Source organism: Streptomyces sp. NPDC031225 (assembly GCF_055570355.1).
On sequence record NZ_JBVIHJ010000005.1, the window covers coordinates 157,643 to 181,320 of the forward strand.

Sequence of the window (23,678 nt, forward strand, 5' to 3'; positions counted from 1 at the left end):
GGACTCAGCCCGTCGCGTCCACCAGCGCCAGGTCGTGCAGCCGGTCCGGCGGGCCCGGGCGGGCGTAGTACCAGCCCTGGGCCGTGTCGCAGCCCAGTATCCGCAACTGCTCGGCCTGGGCGCCGGTTTCGACGCCCTCGACCGTCACCGCGAGGTCGAGGCTGTGGGCGAGCGAGACGATCCCCTCGACGATCTTGAGGTCGACTGGGTCCGCGGGGAACTGCTGCATGCTCTGGGTGAAGGAGCGGTCCAGTTTGAGGACGCCGACCGGGAGGCGGCGGAGGTTCGCCAGGTTCGAGTAGCCGGTGCCGAAGTCGTCGAGGGCGATGTCGACGCCCATCTCGGCGAGTTGGCGCAACGGCTTGAGGAGGTCGTCGTCGGCGCCGATGAGGGCCGACTCGGTCACCTCCAGGCAGAGCGCCTCCGGTGCGACGCCGGTGCGCTCCAGGATGTCCACGGTGTCCTGGACCAGGCCGGGGTGGGTGAGCTGGCACGGCGAGAGGTTGACGTTGATGCGGAGGGGGCCGTTCGTCTCGTCCGCACCGTAGCGTTCTCGCCACTCGCGGACCTGCCGCACCGACTGCTCCAGGACCCAGCGGCCGAGCGGCACGATCAGCCCGGTGTGCTCGGCAAGGGGGATGAACCGGTCCGGGCCGAGGACCCCGTGCTGCGGATGCAGCCAGCGCACCAGCGCCTCGGCGCCCCGCACGCTGCCGTCGCCGAGGTGCACCAGCGGCTGGTACTCGATGAAGAACTCGCCGCGCTCCAGGGCCGCGGGCAGCGCCGTGGTCAGCCCGTGCCGGGTGATGGCGCTGGCGTCGGCCTCCGGGTCGGCCAGCTCGAAGCGGTTGCCGCCCGCCGACTTGGCCCGGTACATCGTGATGTCCGCGCTGCGCAGCACCTCCGCGGGGCCGCGCTCCCCCGCCGGGCCCTCGACGATGCCGATGCTGCCGCGCACGGTCAGCTCCCGGCCCTCGATGCGGACCGGGGCGAGCAGCGCGTTCATGATGCGCGCCGCGAGGTCGTCGACCTCGGCCTCGGTGTCCGGGCCCGTGGTCAGCGCCACGAACTCGTCGCCGCCGAGGCGGGCGACCATCTCGCCGGGCGCGGTCGCGCAGGACTGGAGCCGGTCGGCGACCTCGACGAGGAGCCGGTCGCCGGCCGCGTGGCCCAGACTGTCGTTGATGGTCTTGAAGCCGTCGAGGTCGAGGTAGCACAGGCCGAACCGCTGACCCTCGCCGGCGCTCACCGCCTTCTCCAGGCGCTCGAAGAACAGCGTCCGGTTGGGCAGTCCGGTGAGGGCGTCGTGGGTGGCCTCGTAGCGCAGCCGCAGATTGAGCAGCCGGCGCTCGGTGGTGTCCTCCATGAGCGCGAGCTGGTACTGCGGGGTGCCGTCGGCGTCACGCAGCAGGGAAACCGTCAGGTTGGTCCACAGGACCGTTCCGTCCGGGCGGTAGAAGGCCTTTTCGACGTGGTAGTGCTCACGGTCGCCGCGGACGAGTTCGTCGTAGAGCGTCCAGGTCTGGGGCGCGTCGTCGGGATGGGTCCACTCCCGGACCCTGCGTCCGCGCATCGTCTGGTCGGTGAGGCCGAACATGCGCAGCAGCGCGCCGTTGACCTGGAGGACGTTGCCGTCCAGGTCGGCGATGCCGATCCCTATGGCCGCGCCCTCGAAGACCGCCCGGAAGCGCGCCTCGGTCGCGTGCAGCGCCTGCGCCACGACGCCCTGCGCCTCCAGCGCGGCCTGTGCGATGGCTTCCTGCTCGGCCAGCGTCCGCTCCCGCAGCGCCTGCGCGAACCCGGCGGCCATGGCGTGCTGGAGCCGCGCGGACCGGCTGCGCAGGTCCTCGGGGTCGCCGTCGCCACCGCAGTAGAGCACCAGGTAGGCGTCGACGCAGTCCAGGGAGCGGGTCAGCGCGTCCGGGTCCGTGCAGTGCGCGGCGACGAGGGCGGCGCCGACCGCCCGGCCCTCGTCCGTGTCGGGGATCCTGGCCCCCAGCGCCTCGCTCAACCGGCGGGCCAGCGGCAGCAGTTGCTCTTCGAACTCCGGGCGGGTCGCGGACGTCGACGTCACCGGGAACACGGCCCGGCTCCAGATCGTCACGAACCGGCGGAGTCTGTCCTCCGGGCTGTCCGGCTCCGCGCTCACGCCGTGCGCCCCACGCCGGCGAACCCGGAGAAAGCCCACGGATCCTCGTCGTCGGGGTCCCAGGCCGCCGACTCGGGCCGCCACCTCGGCGGCGACACCAGTCCCGGTTCCACCATGTCGTACCCCTCGAAGAACCGCGCGATCTCGTCGCGCGAGCGCATGATCAGCGGGTTGCGGATGTCCTTGTACACGTCCACCGCGCCCTCGGCCCGCTCCGGCGGAAGCGGCATTCCCTCGTACGAGGCATGGGTGAGCACCAGCAGGCTGCCCGGCGCGAGCGCGTCGCGCAGCTCGGCCACCGCTCCGTACGGGTCGTCCGCGTCTTCCACGAAGTGCAGTATGGCAACGAGCAGCAGCGCCACCGGCCGGTTCAGGTCGATGAGGCTCTGCACCTCGGGGCTCGCGAGGATCTCCTGGGGCTTGCGGAGGTCGGCAGCGACGACTCCCGCGTCCGCGTTGCCGGCGAGGACCGCCTGGCTGTGCGCGACGGCCACCGGGTCGTGGTCGACGTAGACGACGCGGGCGCCGGGGCTGGCGCTCTGGGCCACCTCGTGGACGCTGCCGAAGGTCGGGATGCCCGAGCCGATGTCGAGGAACTGGGTGAGGCCCTGCTCGGCGGCGAACCGCACCGCCCGCCGCAGGAACGCCCGGTTGGCCTGCATGGTCTTCGGCAGTCCCGGCGCGAACTCCATGGCCCTGCGGGCGGCTTCCCTGTCGACCTCGAAGTTGTGCGAACCGCCCAGGTAGAAGTCGTAGATACGCGAGACACTCGGCACCGAGATGTCGATGTTCCGGGGAGCCCAGGCGGGACGCTCCATCTATCTCTCCAAGGCGTAGGCGATCCGGTGTTCGAGCTGAGGCTACTGATCGCCCGCCAATGGAGCGAGCGGAAACGGAAATTGACCGTCCGTTCCCGGTCACTGCCTGCGGCACGTGCCGCTGTGACGCCGCTGTGGAATCCCTACCAAAAGTAGGCGCCACACTGCGGAGAGTTCCGAAGTGGGCGCCGACTCGCGGGGAGTTGGGGGGAATGACGGCAAACCGGTCCGACCCCTCCGTGCGGCGCGGAGGGGTCGGACCGGTGGATCGGTGAGGCCGGTGTCACTTGTCGGAGATGCCGACCATGTCTCCGTTGGGGCGGACGGCGTACCAGGTGCCGCCGACGCCCTGCCCGTTGGTTTCCCCGGCCGCCTTGTCACCCGAGAAGGTGTAGATCGGCGAGCAGTTGACCGTCTGCTGCTTGACGCCGTCGGAGCGGGTGAAGCTCATCAGGCCCTTCTTCTGGACGTCCTTGGTGTCGTTCTCCGACACGGGACCCACGACCGGCCACTTCTCCAGGCAGGCACCCGTGCAGTTGGAGACCGGCACGGGCCAGGCCTTGTCCTTGGCGAAGCGGTAGACCGTCATGCCGTTCTTGTCCACGACGATCTCGCCCAGGTTGGGGTCGTTGCGCGTGGACAGTCCGGGCAGGCTGGCGAGCGTCGCCTTCTTGCCGGTGGGCGCCAGCGCGTACCACTTGCCGCCCACACCCTGGCCGGTCAGATCGCCGGCCTTGGTGTCCTTCGCGTAGCGGTAGACCGGCCAGCCGGCGACGGTCAGCTGCTTGGTGCCGTCGGTGCGGGTCACCTCACCGAGCAGCGCCTTGTCGATACCGGCTCCCGCCGAGGCGTCGTCCGCGGGCACCGGGGGCCAGGTGGTGGCGCAGGTACCGTCGCAGTTCGACTTCGGCGGCTCCGCGGTGTCCTCGTCGAACCGGTAGAGGCTGAGGCCGTTGCTGTCGGTCAGCACGTCCCCGAGCTCGGCGTTCGCGGAAACCTCGAGCTTGCCGGCCGAGGCGGACTGGGCTCCCAGGTTTCCCTGGCCGATCGCGGTCGAACTCGCACTGGGGCTGGTCTCGGTCCCGAGACCGGAACCCACACCGCCGTAGCCGCCCGCCGCCGCAGTGGCACCGACGTTCTGGCTGCCCACCGACGAGGTGCCGCCTTCCTGGCCACACGCCGTCGTCAGCGCCAGCACGACCGCAGCACTCGCCACGAGTGAGGCGTTCCGCCAGGAGGTCTTCATCGTCAACTCCCCATAATTGCTAAGGGTGTTGCAGCGCCCGTCTGCGCCGCCGCACGACAATGGATACGCACCGGAGCAGGGGTTGTGTTCAACCGTCCCGCATATTTCTTTCCGGAGACTGTGACCACACCCGCCCCAGGCCGCACACACGTACGTCTCTTCGACGGACGGGCGCCCGGGATTCAAACATCGGGCGACGCTTTATCCCTCCTTCGGAGCAATCTCTTCGCGCCCGCGCGTGAGACGGCGTGACAGGCCTCATGATCTCCGTCGTGCATCGACCCGAGTCACCTCAAGCCGCCTCCGCCATACGAGTGTTGGCCCTGTTGGCGTTGACGTGGGCGCTCGCCGGCCCGACGGCCGGGGTCGCCGAGGCGGATGCCTGCGCCTACGCCTCGGTCGGGCCGGACGGCACCGAGGTCGTCGCGGTCGCCGGGAGCCTCACCTGGCCCACTGCGCCGCCGTGCCGGAAACCGAAGCCCACGCCCACCCCGACACCCACCCCACCCGAGCCGCCTTGCACTCCGACGCCCTCCCCCGACCCCACACCGACGCCGCGTCCGACTCCGAGGCCCCCGAAGCCGAAGCCGACGCCGACCCCCGAGCCGCCGCCCCCACCCCCGCCGCCCGCACCGGCACCGCAACCGGCGGCGCCAAGGCCGCGACCGACGCCGCCCCCCACACCCACGCCCACGCCCACCCCGACACCGACCCCCACCCGGACGCCCCCGCCCGAACCGGCCCCCGGTCCCTCCGCGTCCCCGGTGACCTACCCGGCCTACCACCACGCGAAGGCGCCCGACCCGTCCCCCCACAGCACGACCTCACCCGTGATCTACGTCCTGCTCATCACCGTGCCCGCGGTGATCGCCGTGGCCGCCCTGCGGCCCCGCTAATGCCGACCCTGGAGGCATCCCTTGCCGGAATGGCTTGTTCTCGTCCTCGCGATGGTGGCCGTCTGCGCCGTGGTGGTCACCATCACCCTCGTCCGTCACAAGACGGCCGCCGTGGACGAGGACCCCAGCGAGACCCCGGACGTCATCGAGTACATGACGATGTGGATCGGGGTGGTCTACGCCATCGTCCTGGGCCTGGCCATCGCCGGCGTCTGGGAGGCCCGCAGCGCCGCCCAGGACCACGTGCAGTCGGAGGCCCAGGCACTGCACGAGATCTCGGAGCGGGTCCAGGTCTATCCGGCCGACGCCCGTGACCGCATTCGGGCCGATGTCAACGCCTATGTCGGACACGTCGTCACGGTGGAGTGGAAGGAGATGTCCGACCACGACCGGACGACCGAGCGCGGCGCCGAGCTCCTCGACCGGATCCGCACGGACGTCACCTCCTACCAGCCGCAGTCCGACTTCGAGGCGCAGGCCTACCAGCCGCTCGTCGACCAGGTGGCGGCCGTGGACCAGGCGCGCAACGCCCGCGCGGACTCGGTCGCGCCGACGATGCCCGGGGTCGTGTGGTTCGGTCTGCTGGGCGGTGGCGTCATCACCATCGGGATGATCTTCGCCCTGCAGATCCGGCGGACACCGCGCGAGCTGGTCCTCGCCGCCCTGTTCTCCTCGCTGATCGCGTTCCTGCTCTTCCTGATCTGGGACTTCGACGCCCCCTACAGCCGCGGCATCACGGCGTCGGCGGAGCCGTTCCTCACGCTCTTCCCGGGCATCAAGGGCTGACGACGTCTCACCACGGGCACCTTCGGGGGACGTCCGGCGTCCGACACGCCGCCGGCGTCCCCTGAGCGGCCCACACGCATGCCCCATTCGGCGCGACTGCGATCGCGCGGACGTACACCTGTTCCTAGCGTTTCGGTCATCGAGGTGCATTTCCGACGTAGGCGGAAAAGGTCCGCAGTTGCTCCTCGGGGACCGGAGGAACCACCATGCGCGCGATACGCGTCGCTTCGGCCGCACTGCTGGGCATCACCGCCCTGACCTTCTCCGCACCGGCCGCCGTGGCGAAGGGCGACAACACCATCACGCCCTTCGGGTTCAGTGTCCTGCCCTCGACCATCGCCGCGGGCGGACAGGTGACGCTGCGCCTGGAGCGGGACCACGGCGGCTGCAAGGGCTCGGCGACGGTCACCTCGGCGGTCTTCGACACCATCACCATCCCGTCGCACAGGAACCAGGCCACGGCCGTCGTCGACTGGGACGCCAAACCCGGCGCGGCGTACCAGGTGACGTTCACCTGTGACGGGGTGAGCGGGTCCACGGGTCTGACCATCGCCGGCGGCCGCCCGGTCGGCCCCACACCGGTGCCGCTCCAGCCCGGCCGCGGTGTGCACGCCGGTGAGGGCGGCAGCCTCGCCGGATTCGACCTCAAGGAGATCGGCATGGGCGCCGCGCTCATCGTGGGCTCGATCGGGGCGGCCTACCACTTCTCCCGTCGCCGCACCGGCGAGGACGGCGGCTGACCACGGCGGACGTCCGCCCCGGACCCTTTCGGGAACCGGGGCGGACGTCCGTGTCACGTGCGGTCCGAGCTCTCCGGAGGGGCGGAGATCAGATGTGCCGCTCGGACCGGCGGCGCATCCAGAAGACCCCGCCGCCGATGACCGCCAGGGCCACGAGACCGCCGCCGATGGCCATGTCGGTCGGAGTTGCCCCCGCGGAGCTGCTGCCACCGAGACCGCCGCGGACACCACCGATGACGGTGAAGGCCGTGGGGTTGATCACGGTGCCGTTGCCGCACACGACGCTGATGCTGTGCGACCCCGTGGCGGCGTTCCGGTTGACCGTGGCGGTCCCCGTCGCCAGGTTGTTGGTGCCTGTCTTCAGCTTGGCCGCCGGGAAGGCGTCCGAGCTGGCGGTGGCGTCCCCCGTGCAGTTGTTGACGGTGATGGTCAGTTGTCCGCCCCGGGCGATGACGCTGGGCAGGGCGACGGCATTGCTCGGGCTCAGGTTCATGCCGTCCCGCGCTACGGCCGAGGGAACGGCGAGTCCGAGCACGGCGACCGCGGCGCCGGCGGCCGCCAGGGCACGAGTAGTACGCATGTGATCCTCCGCGGAAGACGCCCCGGGAAACTGTCCCCGGTTGATCGGCGAGAAAGCGCCTCCCAGATAGACCCTCAGATGCCTTGCGCGGGCCCGCATTTCGACAATGGTCCGTCCCGGTGAGGGGACACGCCGAGCGGAAAGCACACAATCGGATATCTCCGCAGGTCACGGACCGTCAGAAAATTCCTGTTCACGGCAACTCGGATGGCTCACCACGCGCATTCGGGGCCACCCGTTCGCGCCTGACCCGTCGCCGCTTTCACGCGCGGGACTTAGCGTTCTCGCATGCGCACATGACGTGGCGACGGCCGTGTCGAGAGGGGAAGTCAATGTCTGCGTCCGAGCTGGCCGGACTGGCCGAAGAAGAGGAGCAGCGCAAAAAGCGCGCTCCCTGGGGCGTGATAGCGCTTGTACTGCTGACCGGCCTCGCGCTCATCCGGAACGGTTCGGGGGAGTTCGACGTCGGGCCGCCGCAGCCCGCGTCGGCGGCCGCGGCGGACAGCCGGGTGGCGCCCGGCAGCACCTTCGGCAACTCCCCCGCTCCCCTGCCGTTCGCCGTGCCCGACCGGGTCTCCATCCCGGCGATCCGGGTCGACGCGCCGGTGACGCCGGTCGGCCTGGACCCGGACGGCTGGGTCGGCGCGCCGCCGCCGGAGGACCCGAACCTGGCCGGCTGGTTCACCGGCGCGGTCTCCCCCGGCGAGAAGGGCACCGCCGTCGTCGTCGGCCATGTCGACAACAAACAGGGCCCCGCCGTGTTCTACGGGCTCGGGGCCCTGAAGAAGGGAAATCGCGTCGAGGTCAGACGCAAGGATGGAAAGACGGCGATCTTCGAGATCTACGGCATCGAGGTCTTCGAGAAGAACGATTTCCCGGGCGACCGTGTCTACGGTTCGAAGGGCACGCCCGAATTGCGGGTCATCACCTGTGGGGGCGGCTTTTCCAAGCAGAGCGGTTACGCCGGGAACGTCGTGGTCTTCGCCCGCCTGGCCGAGGTCCGCTGAGCGTTCCCCGGCCCGGCGGGCGGGTTCCGGTTATGTGTACTGCCGTCGCGGGACGGTGACGTGGTAGCCGGAGTCGAGAAGCTGCGGAAGATAGTCGCGCAGCGCCCGGACACTCTGGGAGCGGTTGCCCCCGGCGTCGTGCGAGAGCACCACGACACCGGGGGCGGCGCCGTTCTCCACCCGGCCGACGATGCTGCGGGTGCCGGGGGTGGTCCAGTCGAGAGTGTCGACCGTCCAGGCGAGGGGCTCCATGCCGAACTCGGCGCCGAGTTGGAACGCCGCCCGGTTCCAGGCGCCGTAGGGGGCGCGGAACCACTCGGGCCGTTCGCCGTAGGCGTCCTCGATGACGTCGGAGGTACGTTCCATCTCGGAGCGGATGCGGGAGCGGGTGAGCCGGGTCAGCAGCGGGTGCGACCAGGTGTGGTTGCCGACGACGTGTCCCTCGTCCGCCATCCGGGCCAGCAGGTCCTGGTTGTCGACGGCCATCTCGCCGCACACGAAGAACATCGCGCGTACGTCGTACTCGGCGAGGGTGTCCAGGATGTGCGGGGTGTAGCGCGGGTCGGGTCCGTCGTCGAAGGTCAGCACCATGGTCCGGCCGCGTCCGGAGATCTTCAGGAACGGCTCGTGGCGTACGAGGGTCTGGTGGGGGGCGGCGCGGGGCGGGCCGTATCCGGTCAGGGGCTGGAGGCGGTAGGCCGAGGGCTTGGCGGCCAGACGGTGGGCCGGGGGGCCGGCGGCGGTGAGAGCCGGACGGACCGGCTCCTCGCCGGTGACCGCCGCGAGCACACCGGCCGTGCCGGCGGACGCGACCGCGGCCGCGCCGGCCAGCAGGGCCCGACGCCGTGTGAGCACCGCCGCCGCCTTCGACGACAGCCGTGTGAGCAACTGATCCTTCGTCATGACTCATCAGTCGCCCGGCGGACGGCCGACGCACCTCAGCAACACCGGTGCGGCGGCACGAATGCACCCGCCCGGCTCAGCGAGGGCGCTCCGCGCGGCTTCGTGGACGACGGCGCATGACGGGGCCTCAGGATGGCGTCGTGCGCAGTCGATCGGTGTTCGGCACCCGGCCTCGTCCCCTCCGTCGGGGCCGGGTGCCGAGGGCTGCGGCGGACGTCGGTGACGGCCCGCCGGCGGCCCGCCCCTTCGGGTGCCCCTTTTCCGCCAACCTTGCGCGGCCGGTTCGCAGGGGCCCGTATGCCGTCCGGACCTGCGGCTTCCGATAGCCTCACAGCCGTGACGGAACAGCACTCGCACCAGTTCGAGCGGGGCACGGACGGGCCCAAGGTGATCGTCGTCGGCGTGGACGGCTCCGACTCCTCGCTCCGCGCCGCCGCGTACGCCGGAGGTCTGGCCCGACGGCAGCACGCGCTGCTCGCCGTGGTGTACGTCCAGCCCGTGCTCGCCGCGGGCGCAGCGCTCGGCGCGCCGGTCGCGGAGACCACGGACGAGATCGCCGAGGACCTGGTCGCCCAGATCCGGCTCGCGACCGAGCAGAACAAGGGGATATTCGATGTGCGCTGGGAGTTCCACACCTTCCGCGGCGACCCGTACAGCGGTCTGACGAAGGCGGCGGACGAACTCAAGGCGGACGCGGTCGTCGTCGGCGCCTCGGAGCAGGCGGGTCACCGGATCGTCGGCTCCGTGGCGGTACGGCTGGTCAAGGCCGGGCGGTGGCCGGTGACGGTGGTGCCGTAGCCCCGGGCGGGGCCGGGAGATCGCCTCCTTGCCCGAGCGGGCTCTCGGCACCGGCGGGGTGTCGCAGCCCGCGCAGGAACTCCAGCAGCAGCGCGTTGAACTCCTCGGGCCTCTCCAGGTTCGGGAAGTGCGAGGTGCCCTCCACCAGGACCGAGCGGCCGTTCCGCACGGTGCCGGCGAAGCGTTCGGCGTCGGCGAGCAGGTCCGGTGAGTCGAGCGTGCCGTTGACGGTGAGCACCGGGACGTCGATCTTCGGGACGCGGGCCCAGGTGTCGGTCATGGGTACGTGCCAGTTCCGTTCGCCCGGTGTGTGCTTGGCGATGGTGTGCAGGGCCATGTCGCGCAAGTGGTCCAGGATGCGCGGGTCGAGCTCGTCGGGCGAGCGGAACGGACCGGCGGCGGAACCGAGGAAGATCTTCAGCCAGCCTTCGATGTCGCCCGAGTGCAGGGTCCGCTGGGACCCCTCGACGACCTTCCGGGTCACCTCGTGGGTGTACTGGAAGTCGCTGACGGAGGCACCGCTCAGGACGATCCCCCGGACCAGTTCCGGATACTCCATCGCCAGGTCACCGGCGATGGCTCCGCCCATCGAGACACCGACCACGACCGCCGGGCCCGCGTCGAGATGGCGCAGCAGGTCGGCGAGGTCGTCGGCCCAGCGGAACGGCTTGGTGGCGTTGGCGGTCCAGCCGTGACCCCGGACGTCCACGGCGAGGACGCGGTGGTCGGCGGCGAGTACGGGTATCTGGGCCTCGTAGAGGCGGTGGTCGACGTAGCCGGCGTGCAGCAGGACCACGGGGTCCCCGGTGCCGGTGTCGAGGTAGGCGATCTCCCCGTCGGCAGATGCGAAGAAGCTCAGTTCCGAGGCAGCTGTCATGACAACCAAGGTGTCATCTCTGCTCAACTTTGGCAACCCAGGTGTCATTATCCGGGTGTCATGATGGCCGGGTGAACGACATCGACGAGCCGCTGCCACCGGACGATCTCGGCCACCGGGTCAGTGAGGTGTTCGACCTGATCGGTGCGCTCTACCGGCGCGGCCTTCGCAAGCTCGAACAGGGCCAGGACGTCGAGGGGGTGTCCGTCGGCGTGCGCTCCGTACTGGTCCTGCTGCACAGGTACGGGCCCATGACGGTGCCTCAGATGGGCCGGCTCATGGCACTGACCCGGCAGTTCGTGCAGCGCATGGTCAACGACGCGCTGGACCGGGACTGGGCCGAGACCACCCCGAACCCCGCACACCAGCGGTCCTCGCTGATCCGGATCACACCGGCGGGCGAGGCCGTCATCACCACGATCCTGGCGCGGGAGCACGCCCTGAACCGGCAGGTCGGCGGCGGCGAGCTGACCGACGCCGAGCTGCAGGCGTGCACACGCGTACTCAAGGAGATGCTGCGGACGTTCGACCACGTGGACGTGGACTGACCCGGGCTACCGCCCCATCGCGAGCCCGTCCTTGCCCGCGCCCCGGCTCAGCACGACGTCCCGGATGCGGTCGCGCACGCCGTCCAGGTCCGCGCCCTGCGCGATCGCCCGGTTGAGGTTCACCACCCGGCCGGCGTCCACGTCGAACATCTGGGGCACGAACTCCGCTTTCGTCACCCGCCAGCGCTCACCGGGCCGGGCGGGCGGCGCGAAGGTGAAGCGGCCGAGGGTCGACTGGTTGCCCCGCGGGTCCTGGGCGCCCTCGTGGTTGAACATCTCACCGGCGATCTGGTCACCCATGCCGTAGACGACCCAGGTGCCGTTGACCTTCTCGTACGCCTGCGGGACGTGGGCGTGGGTGCCGAGGATCAGGTCGACGTCGGGGCGGGAGCCGGTGCGGGCGGCGGTGAGGTCCCGGGCCAGGGCCAACTGCTGTTCGTCGGGCGCGTCCTGCCATTCCGTGCCCCAGTGCAGCGACACGACGACCACGTCGGCGCCCGCCTTCCGGGCGGCCCGGGCGTCCGCCAGGATCCTGTTCTCGTCCATCAGGCCGACCGCCCAGGGCTGCCCCTGGGGCAGCGGGAAGCCGTTGGTGTCGTAGGTGTAGGCGAGGTGGGCCACCTTCGCCGTGCCCGCGCGCAGGACGGTGGGTGTGTGCGCCTCCTGTTCGGTGCGGGCCGATCCGGCATGCCGTACGCCCGCGCGGTCGAGGGCGTCGAGGGTGCGGCGGATGCCGTCGGCGCCATCGTCGAGGCTGTGATTGGAGGCGGTGGAGCAGCCGTCGTAGCCGGTGTCGGCGAGGGCCCGGGCCACCTCGGGCGGCGACTTGAACGTCGGATAGCCGGTGTAGTCCCCGTTCGCGCCGTAGACGGTCTCCATGTGACACAGCGCCAGATCCGCGCGGGAGACGACGGATCGGATCCCGGCCAGCATCGGGCGGAAGTCGTAGCCGTCGCCGCCCGCGTCGAAGCGGGCCCGGTCGATGATCGAGGTGTGCGGCAGGACGTCACCGGAGGCGACGAGCGTGAACCCGCGTGGCGCGGCGGCGGACGGGGCCGGGCGCCCCGGAGTCTCGTGGTCGTGCGCCTGGCAGGCGGCCCCGCCGGCGAGAAGTGCCGTGAGGGCCAGGGCAATCTGCCGTCTGCGTGCAATCATCAGCTCACCCCACTGTGGTCATATTTACTGACGAATAGGTATGAGCTTGTCCGTGTCCGCAAACGGCCGGGACCACTACTTGACCCGTCCGGGGCGGAAGGAACCGTTCACCGAACCGTTCGTCGACGCGATCGACCGTCCGCCGCAGATCCTTGTGCGTGCCCTGTCCCCCGACCCCCGCCTGAGGTGCCATACGGCCATGACGGCCGGAACCACCCTCACGAACGGGACGACCGCCGAGCACGAGCTCGCCGCGCTTCAGCGGGAGCACGGCCGGCCCCTCTTCGCACTCCTGCTCCGGCTCAGTGACGGCGACCGGCAGCGCGCCGAGGACCTCGTGCAGGAGACCCTCGTCCGCGCCTGGCAGCACCCGGAGGCGTTGCGAGCCGACGACTTCGACTCCGTACGGCCCTGGCTGCTGACCGTGGGACGGCGGCTCGCTATCGACGCGCGGCGGGCCCGGCAGGCGCGTCCCGCGGAGGTCGGCGACGCGGTTCTGGAGAACGCGCGGGTGTGTGCCGATCACGCCGAACGCGCGGCCGCCACCCTCGACGTACGCGAGGCTGTGAAGACACTCACTCCGGAGCACCGTGAAGTCCTGGTGCTGGTGTATTTCCAGGGGGCGAGTGTGGCGGAAGCCGCCGAAATACTGGGGATTCCGCCCGGTACCGTGAAGTCCCGCGCGTACTACGCGCTGCGCGCCCTGCGCCGGGTGCTTCCGGGATACGCGGCCGACCTGCGGTGAAACCAATGGGAAAGTCAAACCTCCGTAAAGTGCCTTGCTGAGGACCCCGGTTGAGTAATCGGCTGTCCTCATCCGTGTTCCGGATGGGGCCCGGCGACGGGCGACGCGCACGCACCGGAGGAAGGCAGGAAGGGATGCTGCACAGAGGTCAAGAGAGCACGGACGGCGCCGGCGGGGGCGAACTCGTCGTCCCCATGGCCTGGTTGTACGCCGAGTACATCGCCGACGAGCTGCTGCGGTCCGGCGATCTGATGCCGCCGACGTCCTTCGAGTTCCGCGCCGGGCGCGACGCGCTCGCGCTGACCGTCTTCCTCGCCGACACCGAGGGCGAACTCTCCGGCATCCAGGTCGTCTCCCAGCTGGAGAACTGGCTGTCGCTGACGGCGTACGACCAGCCCTGGCAGGACTGGGTGTGCGAGCGGATGGCCGCGCTCACCGCCGAGGCGGTCGTCTCCGGCAAGCCCGTACCGGACCTCGAACTCGCGGCGGAGGCCTGGCGCTGGCTGGAGGAGACGGAGCTGCTCGCACCCGACCTGAACGCCGTGCCGGGCGGCGGATCGGGGCTCGGTGAGGACGAGGGTCCGAAGGTGTGGACCCCGGCATGGCAACTCGGCCTGCCGCTCGGTCACCTCGCCATCCACCTGTTCTAGATTCCTTTCGATTCGGACCAATCCGCGGGGCCACCCGCTCCGAATCCCTTGGTCACGATTCTGTGCATGCCTTGAGTGATTCGGCGGGCTGGTGCGTACCGGTGGGAGCAAGGAGTAACCCCACCCACACTCAACGGCACGAGGTTTCCGCATGAGGTCCTTGGAAAGGCATCGCGACGTCGGCGCGTACGCGCTCGGCGTGCTGGACGAGGCGGAGGCCTTCCGTTTCGAGGACCACCTCATGGAGTGCCCCAAGTGCGCGGCACACGTGACCGAGTTCGGTCCTGTGACCCGTCAGATGATGCTGTACCGACGAGCCACGCCCCGCGTGGTGCATCCCATGGCCCAGCCGGGCCCCCAGCTCCTGAACCGCCTCCTCGGCGAGGTCGCGGTCCGGCACCGGGCGCGCCGCAGGCGGGTGCTGTACGCCGTGGCCGCCTCGGTGGTCCTGGCGGTGGGCGGTCCCACGCTCGCGCTGACGGCAGGCGGCGACTCGGGGCAGACCGCCAGCATCGAGGCCACCGACGCCCGGTCCGGGGTGTGGGCCCAGGTCACCACCGAGGACGAGGACTGGGGCACCCAGGTGGAACTCAAGGTGAAGGACGAGGCCGGCCCTCGTGCCTGTCACCTCGTCGCGGTCAGCCGCGACGGCGAGGAGGAGACCGTCACCGGCTGGAACGCCACGGGCCACGCCACCAGCGACGACACCATGATGGGCAGCTCCACCTTCCACGCCGACCAGATCGACCACTACGAGGTCAGGACGGCGGGCGGGGAGCATCTGGTGACGCTGGACCCGAGCTGAGAGCGCCGGATCACTTGAGCAGTCTCGACATCCTCCGGTCCGCCAGTGGCTTGCCCCCCGTCTGGCAGGTGGGGCAGTACTGGAGCGAGGAGTCGCTGAAGGAGACCTCGCGGACGGTGTCACCGCAGACGGGACAGCTCTCGCCGGTGCGGCCGTGGACGCGCAGGCCGGACTTCTTCTCCGCCTTCAGACGGCCCGCGGCCACACCTCTGGAGCGTTCCACCGCTTCGGTGAGTGTCGTGCGCAGGGCTCTGTAGAGAGTGTGTGTCTCCTCGGGCGTCAGCGACGCCGCCAGTTTGAAGGGGGACATTCTCGCCGCGTGCAGGATCTCGTCGCTGTACGCGTTGCCGATGCCGGCGATCAGTCCCTGGTCGCGCAGGGCGCCCTTCAGCTGCCGTCGTTCCTTCGACAGCAGCGACGCCAGGCGGGCCTCGTCGAAGTCGTCGGCCAGGGGATCCGGGCCGAGGCGCGCCACACCCGGCACCTCCAGCGGGTCCCGCACGACGTAGACGGCGAGGCGCTTTTGGGTGCCGGCCTCCGTGAGGTCGAAACCGGCGCCGGTCTCCAGGGCGACCCGCAGGGCAAGGGGGCCCTTGCCGGGGCGGGGCGGGCCGTCGGGGAGACGGTCCTTCCAGTGGAGCCAGCCCGCCCGGGCCAGATGGGTGACGACACGGGGGCCGTCCGCGGTCTCCAGGTCCAGGAACTTGCCGTGCCGGTGCACGGCGACGACCTCCCGGCCCTCCACCGCGGCGAGCGGAGGGTCGTACGTCTTCAGGACGCTGATGGCCACCGGCAGTGCGCGCACGATCTCGTGGCCGACCAGGTTGTCGGTCAGGAAGTCCTTGAGTGCTTCGACCTCGGGGAGTTCCGGCATACGTCCAGAGTGCCACCGGGGACGGCTGTGGTCAGTTCCGCTCCGGTACGACGAACTCGCACCACACGCATTTCCCGCCGCCCCGGGCCTCCACTCCCCACATCTCGGACAGCAGGTCGACCAGGAGCAGACCCCGGCCGGAGACGCCCGACTCCCCCGCCTCCCTGCGGCGCGGCAGGGCGCTGGAGGAGTCCTCGACCTCGACGCGCATCCGCCGGCCGATGCCGGTCAGGACCCGCAGGGTGACGATCGCGGAGCCCTCGGTGTGCATCAGGGCGTTGGTGATCAGCTCGTCGGCGACCAGTTCGATCTCGTCGGAGCGCTCCTGCGCGCCCCAGGCGGCGACCGCGGCCCGGATCATGTGCCGGGCCTGGGTGAGGGCCTCCGGGTCGCCGGGCGCCACGTGCTGCTGGAGGCGGCCGCCGCTCCGCGGTGAGTCCAGGCCACGGCGGCGCAGCAGGAGCAGCGCCACGTCGTCGTCGCCGCTGCGCTCCTCGGCCACGTCGATGAGCCGGTCGGCGAGTTCCCACACGTCGGAGGGGCCGGTGGTGACGAGGGCCGTGAGGGTCCGCACACCGTCGTCGAGGTCCGCACCGGGCTGTTCGACCAGGCCGTCGGTGCACAGCAGCAAGGTGTCCCCGGGCTCGAGCTCCAGGGTGCCGACGGGGTAGTCGAGCTGCCCGAACTCGGCGGACAGCCCCAGCGGCAGGCCCCCCTCCACGGTCACCCGGTGACAGCTCCCGTCGGCCCGCCGGACCAGCGGGTCGATATGGCCCGCCCGGACCACCTGGACGACTCCGGTGGTCAGGTCGGCCTCCGCGTACAGGCAGGTCGCGAAGCGGGCGGTGTCGAGCTCGTGCAGGAACACGGAGGCCCGGGCCATCACGGTGGCCGGGGGGTGGCCCTCGGCGGCGTAGGCCCTCAGGACGATCCGCAGCTGGCCCATGACGGCCGCGGCGTGCGTGTCGTGGCCCTGGACGTCCCCGATGACGGCGCCGACGCGGCCTCCCCGGGAGGGGGTGCCGCCGGGCAGCGGGATCAGGTCGTACCAGTCGCCGCCGATGTCCCGGCCCAGCGCGCCCTCGGGAGTGCCGGCCCGGTAGCGGACGGCGATGTCGGCGCCGGGCACGCTGGGGATGCTGCGGGGCAGCATGGCCTGCTGGAGGCCGGTGGCGAGGTCCTTCTCCTGCTCGTACAGCATGGCCCGCTGGAGGCTCTGGGCGATGCTGCTGCCGAGGGCGATGAGGACGTTGCGGTCCTCGGGGGTGAAGCCGTACCGGTCGCTGTAGAGGAGGCCCATGGCGCCGATCGGGCGGGCCTCGGCGATGAGCGGGAGGTAGGCGGCGGAGGTGATGTTCAGGCCGGTGAGGTGCGGCCACAGGATCGGGTAGCGCTCCGCGAACTCGTCCGGCGACTCGATGAACCGCGGGCTGAGCGTGCGCACGGCCTCGCTCATCGGGTACGGCTCGTCGATCCGGGTGATGTCGGTGCCGGGCACGAAACTGCCCGCGGGGCCCTCCGCGATCAGCCTGATCCGGCCGGCCTCGACCAGACCCATGACGAGGCTGGTGGCGCCGAGGTGGGTGAGGCCGTGGGTGTCCTTGAGGACGTCGATGACGTCCTGGACGGTCCGGGCGTGGGCGAGGGCGGCCGTGGTGAGCTGTACGACGTTGGTCTGCCGGCGTTGCGCCTCGTCCTGGGCCGCCTGTTCCCGGCGGCCCTCCAGCTCGCTCATCTCCTGGGTGGCATCGCGGACGATGCCGATGATCCGGCGCGGGCGGCCCGTCCCGTCGCGCCGGATGTAGCCCTGGGTGTGGGTCCAGCGCAGGCTGCCGTCGCGGCAGCGCAGGCGGAAGTAGGTGCCGTAGTTCTCGCTGCCGTCCTTCATGGCCTGGGCGACCAGGGCGTCGAGCCGGTGGGCCTCGGTGGTGGGGAACCGGACGGCGAGGCTCGTGGGGTGTCCGTCGTATTCGTCGGGGCGCACGTCGAAGATCTCGTGGGCCTGGGCGTCCATGTGGAACAGACCGGTGTCCAGGTCCCAGTCGAAGCTGCCCATGCGGTTGAGCGCCAGGATCGGATCCGGGTGGGCGGGCCAGTCGTCCGGGAGTGACAGGGCGCTCGCTCCCCGATCAACCATGGGCCCACCTTGACAGGATTTGCCCGATTCTTCGACCGGGGGCGGGTACGCAGGGGGCCCGCGTCCTCATCCGGGTTGCGCAAGCGAGAGAGAGGTACACGGAGAGTCACAGGGGATTCCGGCGTGGCACTGGAGGCAGGAGCGGCTGTGGACTGGTTCACCGCGCCCGACTACTGGCTGAGCCGACTGGTCTTCCAGCGGGCTCTGGCCGTGCTGTACGTCGTCGCGTTCCTGACGGCGGCCCTTCAGTTCAGGGCCCTGATCGGGGAGCGCGGGATGCTGCCGGTCCCGCGTTTCGTGGCGCGGGTGCCGTTCCGGCGGGCGCCGAGCCTCTTCCGGCTCCACTACTCGGACCGGTTCTTCGCGGTGTGCGCGTGGACGGGCTGCGCGGTGGCCGTGGCACTGGCGGCGGGCGTCGACTCCCGGCTGCCGCTGTGGGGCGCGATGCCGCTGTGGCTGGTGCCGTGGCTGCTGTACCTGTCGATCGTCAACGTGGGCCAGACCTGGTACGGCTTCGGCTGGGAGTCCCTGCTGCTGGAGGCCGGGTTCCTCGCGGTGTTCCTCGGCAACGACGATGTGGCCCCGCCCGTGGTGGTGCTGTTCCTCCTGCGCTGGATCCTGTTCCGGGTCGAGTTCGGCGCGGGGCTCATCAAGATGCGGGGCGACGCCTGCTGGCGCAAGCTCACCTGCCTCTACCACCACCACGAGACACAGCCGATGCCCGGTCCGCTGAGCTGGTACTTCCACCATCTGCCCCGGCGCGTGCACCGGGTGGAGGCGGCCGCGAACCACGTCACCCAACTCGCCGTGCCCTTCCTGCTGTTCACCCCGCAGCCGATCGCCACGACAGCCGCGTCACTGATGATCGTCACCCAGCTGTGGCTGGTGCTCTCGGGCAACTTCGCCTGGCTGAACTGGATCACGATCGTGCTCGCGGTACCGGCGCTGCGACTCCCCGGCCACGCACCGGACCTGCCCGCCGCCCCGCTCTGGTACGAGGTGCTGGTCCTCGCCGTCGCCGCGCTCCTCCTCGGCCTGAGCCGGCACCCGGTCCGCAACATGCTCTCCCGCCGCCAGATCATGAACCGCTCCTTCGACCCGCTCCATCTCGTCAACTCCTACGGCGCGTTCGGCAGCGTCAGCCGGATCCGCTACGAGGTGGTGGTCGAGGGCACGGCGGACGACGTGCCGCGCGGGGACTCCGAGTGGAAGGAGTACGAGTTCAAGGGCAAACCGGGTGATCCGCTGCGCAGGCCACGCCAGTTCGCGCCCTACCATCTGCGCCTGGACTGGATGATGTGGTTCGCCGCGCTGTCCCCGGCGTACGCCGAGGCGTGGTTCGGCACGCTGGTCGAACGGCTCCTGGAGAACGACCCCGCCACGCTGAAGCTGTTGCGCCGCTCCCCGTTCCCGCCGGACGCGCCGCCCCGCCATGTCCGCGCCCGCCTCTTCCGGTACCGGTACACGACGTGGCGGGAGCTGCGGGAGACGGGCGCGTACTGGAAGCGGACGTATGTACGGGAGTTCTGGCCGCCGACACGGTTGGCGCGCGAGGCGCAGCGGTCGTGACGCGGCGGGGGAAAGGTGCCGTGACGGAGCCGCGCAGAGATCGATGATGCAGTGACGGATCAGCAAACTGCCGTAGACAGGAGGTAATTGTTCCGCTCGCCGATGGCGTCGGGTTGATCCTGCCCCACAGTAGGAGGCCGGTGAACGGCCACTGCTCGGCGCTCGACGGGGGACAAGCATGTGGGAGCGGGTGCTGGCGGTCGGCGCACATCCGGACGACATCGAGTTCGGCTGCGGAGGTGCCTTGTTGCGCCACGCTGCGCAGGGCGCCTCGATCACCCTCGTGGTGGTCAGTGACGGGGCCCGCGGTGGAGACGCGGTGGAGCGGGCCGCCGAGCAGGAACGGGCGGCCGAGCTGCTGGGTGCGAAAGTGGTGATGCTCCGGCTTCCCGACGGGCGGCTCGGCCCGGTGCACCAGGTGGTCGACCTCCTGGAGGCCGAGATCGCGCACGCGGCGCCCGACCTCGTGTACACGCATCTGCCCGAGGACACGCACCAGGACCACGTGACCACCCACCGCGCGGCCCGCATCGCCACCCGGCGGCTCGCCAACGTGCTCCTGTTCGAGTCGCCGCGCTCGGCCCTGCTGTCCTCGGGTGTCGCGGTCAACATCAGCCCGGTACTGCGGGAGAAGGTGGCGCTGCTGTCCGCGCACGCCTCGCAGGTACGCGGGCGCACCGAGCTCGACGCCGAGGCCGTACGGGCCCGCGCCCTGCTGCACGGCACCCGGTTCGGCTGCGGTTTCGCCGAGATCTTCACCCCTCTCCGCCTCACCCTGCCCCTCGGCACGGATGCGTGACAGCACGAACAGAAAGCGGGGCAGCCGTGTCCTTCACCGTCGACGTGCGCCGCACGGAACACCTCACCCGGGCCGAACGCACCGAGCTGCGCGACATGCTCGTCACGTCGTTCGGCGAACGCTACGACGAGACGTCCTGGCAGCACTGCCTCGGCGGCATCCACTACCTCCTCCGCCGGGAGAACCGGCTGGTGTCCCACGGGGCCCTGGTGCCCAGACGGTTCCGGCAGGGCGACCGGGTCGTCGAGGGCGTGTACGGCGAGTCCATGGCCACCCTGCCCGCCCTTCGGCACCACGGTCTCGGCAGCGTCGTCGTCGCCATGGCCACCGCCGAGATCCGCCTCCACCACCCCATCGGCGTGTTCGCGGCCGGCAGGTACGAGTTCTACGAACGGCTGGGATGGCGGAAGTGGCGTGGGCCGACCTTCGTGTCCACCACGCAGGGCCCCCGTCCCGCCGCGCCGGCCCGGGGCGCGGTCATGTTCCGGCTCCCCCTGCACAGCGACCTCGACCCCGACGCCGATCTCACCACCGACTGGCGGGACGGCGACATCTGGTGACTTCCCCGACCACCCCACGGCCCTCAGGGAGGTGAGCGCCGTCGTCGACAACCTCGTGGCGGACCTGATCTGGTCCGTGTTCGCCGTCGTGTCCGGCTATCTGCTGCTGCGTCGACAGACCCGCGGCCTGGCGCATCTCCTCGGCGCGACCGGTGACCGGCGACTGCTCATCGTCCTGCCCGACATGGTGGTGCGGGAGGGCGGCACGGTCGGCGACTACCGGGAGAACGGCTTCGTCGGAAACGTCGTCTCCCGCAGGGAGTTCGAAGCGGCCGTCGCGCTGCGGGACTCGCTGACCGACCCGCTGGTGCGCCTGCTGCGCCCACGCACCCCCGTCCTGCCGTCCGGGCGCATCGGAGGCTCAGGTCCGGTCGAGGGCACCGAGTTCTGCCCGCCGACCGCCGACCTGGCCGCCATGTCGCGGGCGGCGGACCCGTTCGCCCACCTGCCCAGCCAACTGGCCGGCCGGAGCCTGGTCCTTATCGGCGGCCCGGTCTACAACCATCTGACCGCGCTCGGATTCCGCCATCCCGCGGCACAGGCCGTGCCCGAACAGCAGGGTGACGGCGGCGAATGGGGGCTTCGGGTCAGGACGGGCCCGCTGGCCGGTCAGTTCTTCGCGGGGCGGGGCAGCGCCCCGGACACGGAGATCGCGACCATCCAGTCCTTCGCCGCCGACGCCGGCGGTCCACGGGTCACCGTCTGCGCCGGCAGCAGTGACGTCGCCACCCAGGCCGGCGTGACGTTCCTGCTGGCCAACTGGCGCCGCATCGCCCGGAAGTGCCGACGCCGGCCCTACGCGTTCCTGCTGCACGTGGACACGCACAGCGGCGAGGCCCGCCTCCAGACCGGCATCGTCGACGGTCGGCCCGTCACGCTGTAGCGGTGGGCCGAACTCACAGACCGTAGGTGCGCACCGCGTTGTCCCCGAACACCGCCGCCCGCTCGTGCGAGGACAGTGATCCCGACAACTCCCCCGCTGTTTCGACGACTTGGCCGTAGGTCGCCGCGAGCGTGCACACCGGCCAGTCCGAGCCGAACATCACGCGGTCCGGGCCGAAGGCGTCCAGGACCGTGTCGGCGTACGGGCGCAGGTCGTCGGGGGTCCAGGACGCGAGGTCCGCCTCGGTGACCAGGCCGGAGAGTTTGCAGACGGTGTTGGGGAGGGCGGCGAGGGCGCGGACGTCCGTCGCCCAGGGTTCCAGGGCCCCGGAGGCGATGGGCGGCTTGCCCAGGTGGTCGAGGACGAACGTCAGGTGCGGCAGGGACCCGGCCGCCTTGACGCAGGCGGCCAGCTGGTGTGGGAGGACCACCAGGTCGTACACCAGCTGGGCGTCGGCCACGGCTGCCAGGCCCCGGTGCACGTCCGGGCGCAGCAGCCACTCGGGGTCCGGCTCGCCCTGGACCTGGTGCCGGATGCCCTTGAGGTGGGAGCCGCCGGGGAGTTCGAGGAGCCTGGCCAACTCGTCGGCGACGTCGGGGCGGGTGAGGTCGGTCCAGCCGACCACACCGGCGATCAGCTCGTGCCCGGCCGCGAGGGCGAGGAACTCCGGGGTCTCCTCGGGGACGGTGACCGTCTGGACCAGGACCGTGCGCGTCACCCCCGCCGCGGCGGCCTGCGGTGCGAGGTCCGCCATGGTGAAGTTCCGGCGCAGCGGGCTGCCCGGGTCGATCCAGTCCTGGTCGCGTGCCGAGAGGTCCCATACGTGGTGATGGGCGTCGACGACCGTCACGGCAGCTCCCACACGACGGGCAGTCCGGCGTCGGCGCCCTCGCCGGAGTAGTCGTGCACGACATCGAGGAGTTCGGCCATGCGGGCCTGCCAGGTGACGTTCACCGGCAGCTTCTCCAGCTCGCCGAGGAGGCGGCCGTAGTCCTCGCACTCCAGGACGTGGAAGAGGTCAGTGCCGCTGCGCCAGATCGTCCAGGAGGTGGCGCCGGCGGCGCGGATCGCGTCGGTGAGTTCGACGGGCACCTCGCGATGGGCGGTCTCGTACGCGTCGATACGGTCCGCGCGGACCTTGGTGTGCAGGGCGACCCTCATGACGGCACCTCGGTGGTGAGCAGGCCGGTGTCCCGCAGCTCCTGCCAGAACGCGGCGGGCACGGGCGTCGCGAACTGGTCCGCCGCGTCGCGGACTTCAACCGCCGAGCGGGCCCCGACGAGGACGCTCGCGACAGCCGGGTGGGCTGCGCAGAACGCCAGGGCGGCGGCCCGCAGGCTGATGCCGTGCCGCTCGGCGATCTCCTTCATGCGCAGGGCCTTGTCCAGCAACTGCCCTGGTGCCTGCGCGTAGTTGTACGTCGAATCGGGCCTCGGATCCGCCAGCAGGCCCGAGTTGAAGGCACCGCCGACGACCACCGAGACGCCCCGCTCGACGGCGGCGGGCAGCAGTCCGGTGAGCGCGCTCTGGTCCAGCAGGGTGTAGCGGCCGGCGCACAGCACCACGTCGACGTCGGTCTCGCGGACGAAGCGGGTGAGCATCTCCGTCTGGTTCATGCCGGCGCCGATCGCCCCGACCACGCCCTCCGAGCGGAGTTTCTCCAGGGCCGGATAGCCCTCGTGGAAGGCCTGTTCGGCGTGGTCGTCCGGGTCGTGGAGGTAGACGACGTCCACGCGGTCGAGGCCGAGCCGTTCGAGGGAGGCGTCCAGGGTGCGGCGTACGCCGTCGGCGGAGAAGTCCCAGACGCGCCGCCGGGTGGCGGGGACCGCGAAGCAGTTGGCGAGGTCGTCGCCTCCGTCCGTGGCCGGCTCCAGGCGGCGGCCCACCTTCGTGGAGATCGTGTACTCGGCGCGAGGACGCTCCCGAAGGGCCTCTCCGAGGCGCCGTTCCGACAGGCCGAGGCCGTAGTGCGGGGCGGTGTCGAAGTAGCGGATGCCTCGCTGCCAGGCGGCCGTCACCGCTTCGTGCGCCCGCTCCTCGCTCACCTCCGTGAAGAGGTTGCCGATGGCGGCGGCGCCGAAGCCGAGTCCGCCGACCCGGACGCCGCTGCTGCCGAGCGTGTGCACCGGCCCACCATTCGCCGTGCCACCGTT

Annotated in this window: 25 protein-coding genes; 13 read left to right on the forward strand and 12 right to left on the reverse strand. The window is 71.0% G+C overall.

Features of this window, described 5'->3' with window-relative positions; genetic code table 11:
- Positions 1 to 4: 4 nt before the first annotated feature.
- The 3 genes from ACZ48Z_RS10345 to ACZ48Z_RS10355 all read right to left on the reverse strand — a co-directional run bounded on the left by ACZ48Z_RS10345 (position 5) and on the right by ACZ48Z_RS10355 (position 4,213).
- A complete protein-coding gene (locus ACZ48Z_RS10345; RefSeq protein WP_468735390.1) occupies positions 5 to 2,149 on the reverse strand; it encodes a putative bifunctional diguanylate cyclase/phosphodiesterase in 2,145 nt (714 codons plus the stop codon).
- Positions 2,146 to 2,967, reverse strand: coding sequence for an SAM-dependent methyltransferase (locus ACZ48Z_RS10350; RefSeq protein ID WP_468735391.1), 822 nt, complete (start codon positions 2,965 to 2,967; stop codon positions 2,146 to 2,148). Before ACZ48Z_RS10350 ends, ACZ48Z_RS10345 begins: the two co-directional genes overlap by 4 nt.
- A gap of 283 nt (positions 2,968 to 3,250) precedes the next feature.
- Entirely contained in the window at positions 3,251 to 4,213 is a 963-nt protein-coding gene (locus tag ACZ48Z_RS10355; RefSeq protein ID WP_468735392.1) for an SCO0930 family lipoprotein, read from the reverse strand.
- A 764-nt stretch (positions 4,214 to 4,977) separates the two neighbouring features.
- On the opposite strand from ACZ48Z_RS10355, the gene ACZ48Z_RS10360 reads away from it, so the two are divergent.
- The 3 genes from ACZ48Z_RS10360 (at position 4,978) to ACZ48Z_RS10370 (ending at position 6,635) form a co-directional block, all read left to right on the forward strand.
- Positions 4,978 to 5,109, forward strand: coding sequence for a hypothetical protein (locus ACZ48Z_RS10360; protein ID WP_468735393.1), 132 nt, complete (start codon positions 4,978 to 4,980; stop codon positions 5,107 to 5,109).
- A gap of 21 nt (positions 5,110 to 5,130) precedes the next feature.
- Complete coding sequence (locus ACZ48Z_RS10365; RefSeq protein ID WP_468735394.1) at positions 5,131 to 5,895, forward strand: bestrophin-like domain; 765 nt, start codon at positions 5,131 to 5,133, stop codon at positions 5,893 to 5,895.
- A 206-nt stretch (positions 5,896 to 6,101) separates the two neighbouring features.
- Complete coding sequence (locus ACZ48Z_RS10370) at positions 6,102 to 6,635, forward strand: hypothetical protein (protein ID WP_468735395.1); 534 nt, start codon at positions 6,102 to 6,104, stop codon at positions 6,633 to 6,635.
- Between the two features lie 88 nt (positions 6,636 to 6,723).
- Here the strand turns inward: ACZ48Z_RS10370 and ACZ48Z_RS10375 are convergent, their stop codons facing one another.
- The gene (locus ACZ48Z_RS10375; protein ID WP_468735396.1) at positions 6,724 to 7,215 is read right to left on the reverse strand and encodes a hypothetical protein; all 492 of its coding nucleotides are present in this window, start codon (positions 7,213 to 7,215) and stop codon (positions 6,724 to 6,726) included.
- A gap of 332 nt (positions 7,216 to 7,547) precedes the next feature.
- Between ACZ48Z_RS10375 and ACZ48Z_RS10380 the strand changes: the two genes are divergently transcribed.
- On the forward strand, positions 7,548 to 8,222 hold the full coding sequence (locus ACZ48Z_RS10380; RefSeq protein ID WP_468735397.1) for a class F sortase: 675 nt from the start codon (positions 7,548 to 7,550) through the stop codon (positions 8,220 to 8,222).
- 30 nt (positions 8,223 to 8,252) lie between these two features.
- Here the strand turns inward: ACZ48Z_RS10380 and ACZ48Z_RS10385 are convergent, their stop codons facing one another.
- Complete coding sequence (locus ACZ48Z_RS10385; protein WP_468735398.1) at positions 8,253 to 9,125, reverse strand: polysaccharide deacetylase family protein; 873 nt, start codon at positions 9,123 to 9,125, stop codon at positions 8,253 to 8,255.
- A 336-nt stretch (positions 9,126 to 9,461) separates the two neighbouring features.
- On the opposite strand from ACZ48Z_RS10385, the gene ACZ48Z_RS10390 reads away from it, so the two are divergent.
- Entirely contained in the window at positions 9,462 to 9,923 is a 462-nt protein-coding gene (locus ACZ48Z_RS10390; protein ID WP_468735399.1) for a universal stress protein, read from the forward strand.
- Here ACZ48Z_RS10390 and ACZ48Z_RS10395 read toward each other — a convergent pair.
- On the reverse strand, positions 9,886 to 10,800 hold the full coding sequence (locus ACZ48Z_RS10395) for an alpha/beta fold hydrolase (protein ID WP_468735400.1): 915 nt from the start codon (positions 10,798 to 10,800) through the stop codon (positions 9,886 to 9,888). The genes ACZ48Z_RS10390 and ACZ48Z_RS10395 overlap by 38 nt on opposite strands.
- Before the next feature lie 71 nt (positions 10,801 to 10,871).
- Here ACZ48Z_RS10395 and ACZ48Z_RS10400 point away from each other — a divergent pair, with 71 nt between their 5' ends.
- Positions 10,872 to 11,348: a MarR family winged helix-turn-helix transcriptional regulator gene (locus ACZ48Z_RS10400; protein ID WP_468735401.1), complete on the forward strand. Its 477-nt coding sequence runs from the start codon at positions 10,872 to 10,874 to the stop codon at positions 11,346 to 11,348.
- 6 nt (positions 11,349 to 11,354) lie between these two features.
- On the opposite strand, the gene ACZ48Z_RS10405 is transcribed toward ACZ48Z_RS10400, so the two are convergent.
- Positions 11,355 to 12,503 carry a CapA family protein gene (locus ACZ48Z_RS10405; RefSeq protein ID WP_468735402.1) on the reverse strand — a complete coding sequence of 383 codons (1,149 nt, stop codon included), beginning with the start codon at positions 12,501 to 12,503 and terminating at the stop codon, positions 11,355 to 11,357.
- Between the two features lie 199 nt (positions 12,504 to 12,702).
- Between ACZ48Z_RS10405 and ACZ48Z_RS10410 the strand changes: the two genes are divergently transcribed.
- From ACZ48Z_RS10410 to ACZ48Z_RS10420, 3 genes are all read left to right on the forward strand, one after another.
- Positions 12,703 to 13,248: a sigma-70 family RNA polymerase sigma factor gene (locus tag ACZ48Z_RS10410; RefSeq protein ID WP_389102745.1), complete on the forward strand. Its 546-nt coding sequence runs from the start codon at positions 12,703 to 12,705 to the stop codon at positions 13,246 to 13,248.
- Positions 13,249 to 13,382: 134 nt separating this feature from the next.
- Positions 13,383 to 13,898, forward strand: a complete 516-nt coding sequence (locus ACZ48Z_RS10415) for a hypothetical protein (RefSeq protein ID WP_468735403.1) — start codon at positions 13,383 to 13,385, stop codon at positions 13,896 to 13,898.
- A 151-nt stretch (positions 13,899 to 14,049) separates the two neighbouring features.
- Positions 14,050 to 14,703 carry a zf-HC2 domain-containing protein gene (locus tag ACZ48Z_RS10420; RefSeq protein WP_468735404.1) on the forward strand — a complete coding sequence of 218 codons (654 nt, stop codon included), beginning with the start codon at positions 14,050 to 14,052 and terminating at the stop codon, positions 14,701 to 14,703.
- Positions 14,704 to 14,713: 10 nt separating this feature from the next.
- Here ACZ48Z_RS10420 and ACZ48Z_RS10425 read toward each other — a convergent pair whose 3' ends face one another.
- Positions 14,714 to 15,577, reverse strand: coding sequence for an Fpg/Nei family DNA glycosylase (locus ACZ48Z_RS10425; protein ID WP_468735405.1), 864 nt, complete (start codon positions 15,575 to 15,577; stop codon positions 14,714 to 14,716).
- Between the two features lie 31 nt (positions 15,578 to 15,608).
- Entirely contained in the window at positions 15,609 to 17,714 is a 2,106-nt protein-coding gene (locus ACZ48Z_RS10430; protein ID WP_468735406.1) for a SpoIIE family protein phosphatase, read from the reverse strand.
- 147 nt (positions 17,715 to 17,861) lie between these two features.
- Here ACZ48Z_RS10430 and ACZ48Z_RS10435 point away from each other — a divergent pair, with 147 nt between their 5' ends.
- From ACZ48Z_RS10435 to ACZ48Z_RS10450, 4 genes are all read left to right on the forward strand, one after another.
- Entirely contained in the window at positions 17,862 to 19,283 is a 1,422-nt protein-coding gene (locus ACZ48Z_RS10435) for a lipase maturation factor family protein (protein WP_468735641.1), read from the forward strand.
- Positions 19,284 to 19,461: 178 nt separating this feature from the next.
- Positions 19,462 to 20,082 carry a PIG-L deacetylase family protein gene (locus tag ACZ48Z_RS10440; RefSeq protein ID WP_468735407.1) on the forward strand — a complete coding sequence of 207 codons (621 nt, stop codon included), beginning with the start codon at positions 19,462 to 19,464 and terminating at the stop codon, positions 20,080 to 20,082.
- Between the two features lie 26 nt (positions 20,083 to 20,108).
- Positions 20,109 to 20,642, forward strand: a complete 534-nt coding sequence (locus ACZ48Z_RS10445; protein ID WP_468735408.1) for a GNAT family N-acetyltransferase — start codon at positions 20,109 to 20,111, stop codon at positions 20,640 to 20,642.
- 31 nt (positions 20,643 to 20,673) lie between these two features.
- Positions 20,674 to 21,525, forward strand: coding sequence for a hypothetical protein (locus ACZ48Z_RS10450; protein WP_468735409.1), 852 nt, complete (start codon positions 20,674 to 20,676; stop codon positions 21,523 to 21,525).
- 13 nt (positions 21,526 to 21,538) lie between these two features.
- On the opposite strand, the gene ACZ48Z_RS10455 is transcribed toward ACZ48Z_RS10450, so the two are convergent.
- From ACZ48Z_RS10455 to ACZ48Z_RS10465, 3 genes are read right to left on the reverse strand one after another with little or no spacing between them, the layout of a single operon-like run.
- Positions 21,539 to 22,375, reverse strand: coding sequence for an amidohydrolase family protein (locus ACZ48Z_RS10455; RefSeq protein WP_468735410.1), 837 nt, complete (start codon positions 22,373 to 22,375; stop codon positions 21,539 to 21,541).
- The gene (locus tag ACZ48Z_RS10460; protein ID WP_468735411.1) at positions 22,372 to 22,686 is read right to left on the reverse strand and encodes an L-rhamnose mutarotase; all 315 of its coding nucleotides are present in this window, start codon (positions 22,684 to 22,686) and stop codon (positions 22,372 to 22,374) included. The genes ACZ48Z_RS10455 and ACZ48Z_RS10460 overlap by 4 nt, the downstream gene beginning before the upstream one ends.
- A complete protein-coding gene (locus tag ACZ48Z_RS10465) occupies positions 22,683 to 23,651 on the reverse strand; it encodes an aldo/keto reductase (RefSeq protein WP_468735412.1) in 969 nt (322 codons plus the stop codon). Before ACZ48Z_RS10465 ends, ACZ48Z_RS10460 begins: the two co-directional genes overlap by 4 nt.
- Positions 23,652 to 23,678 lie beyond the last annotated feature (27 nt).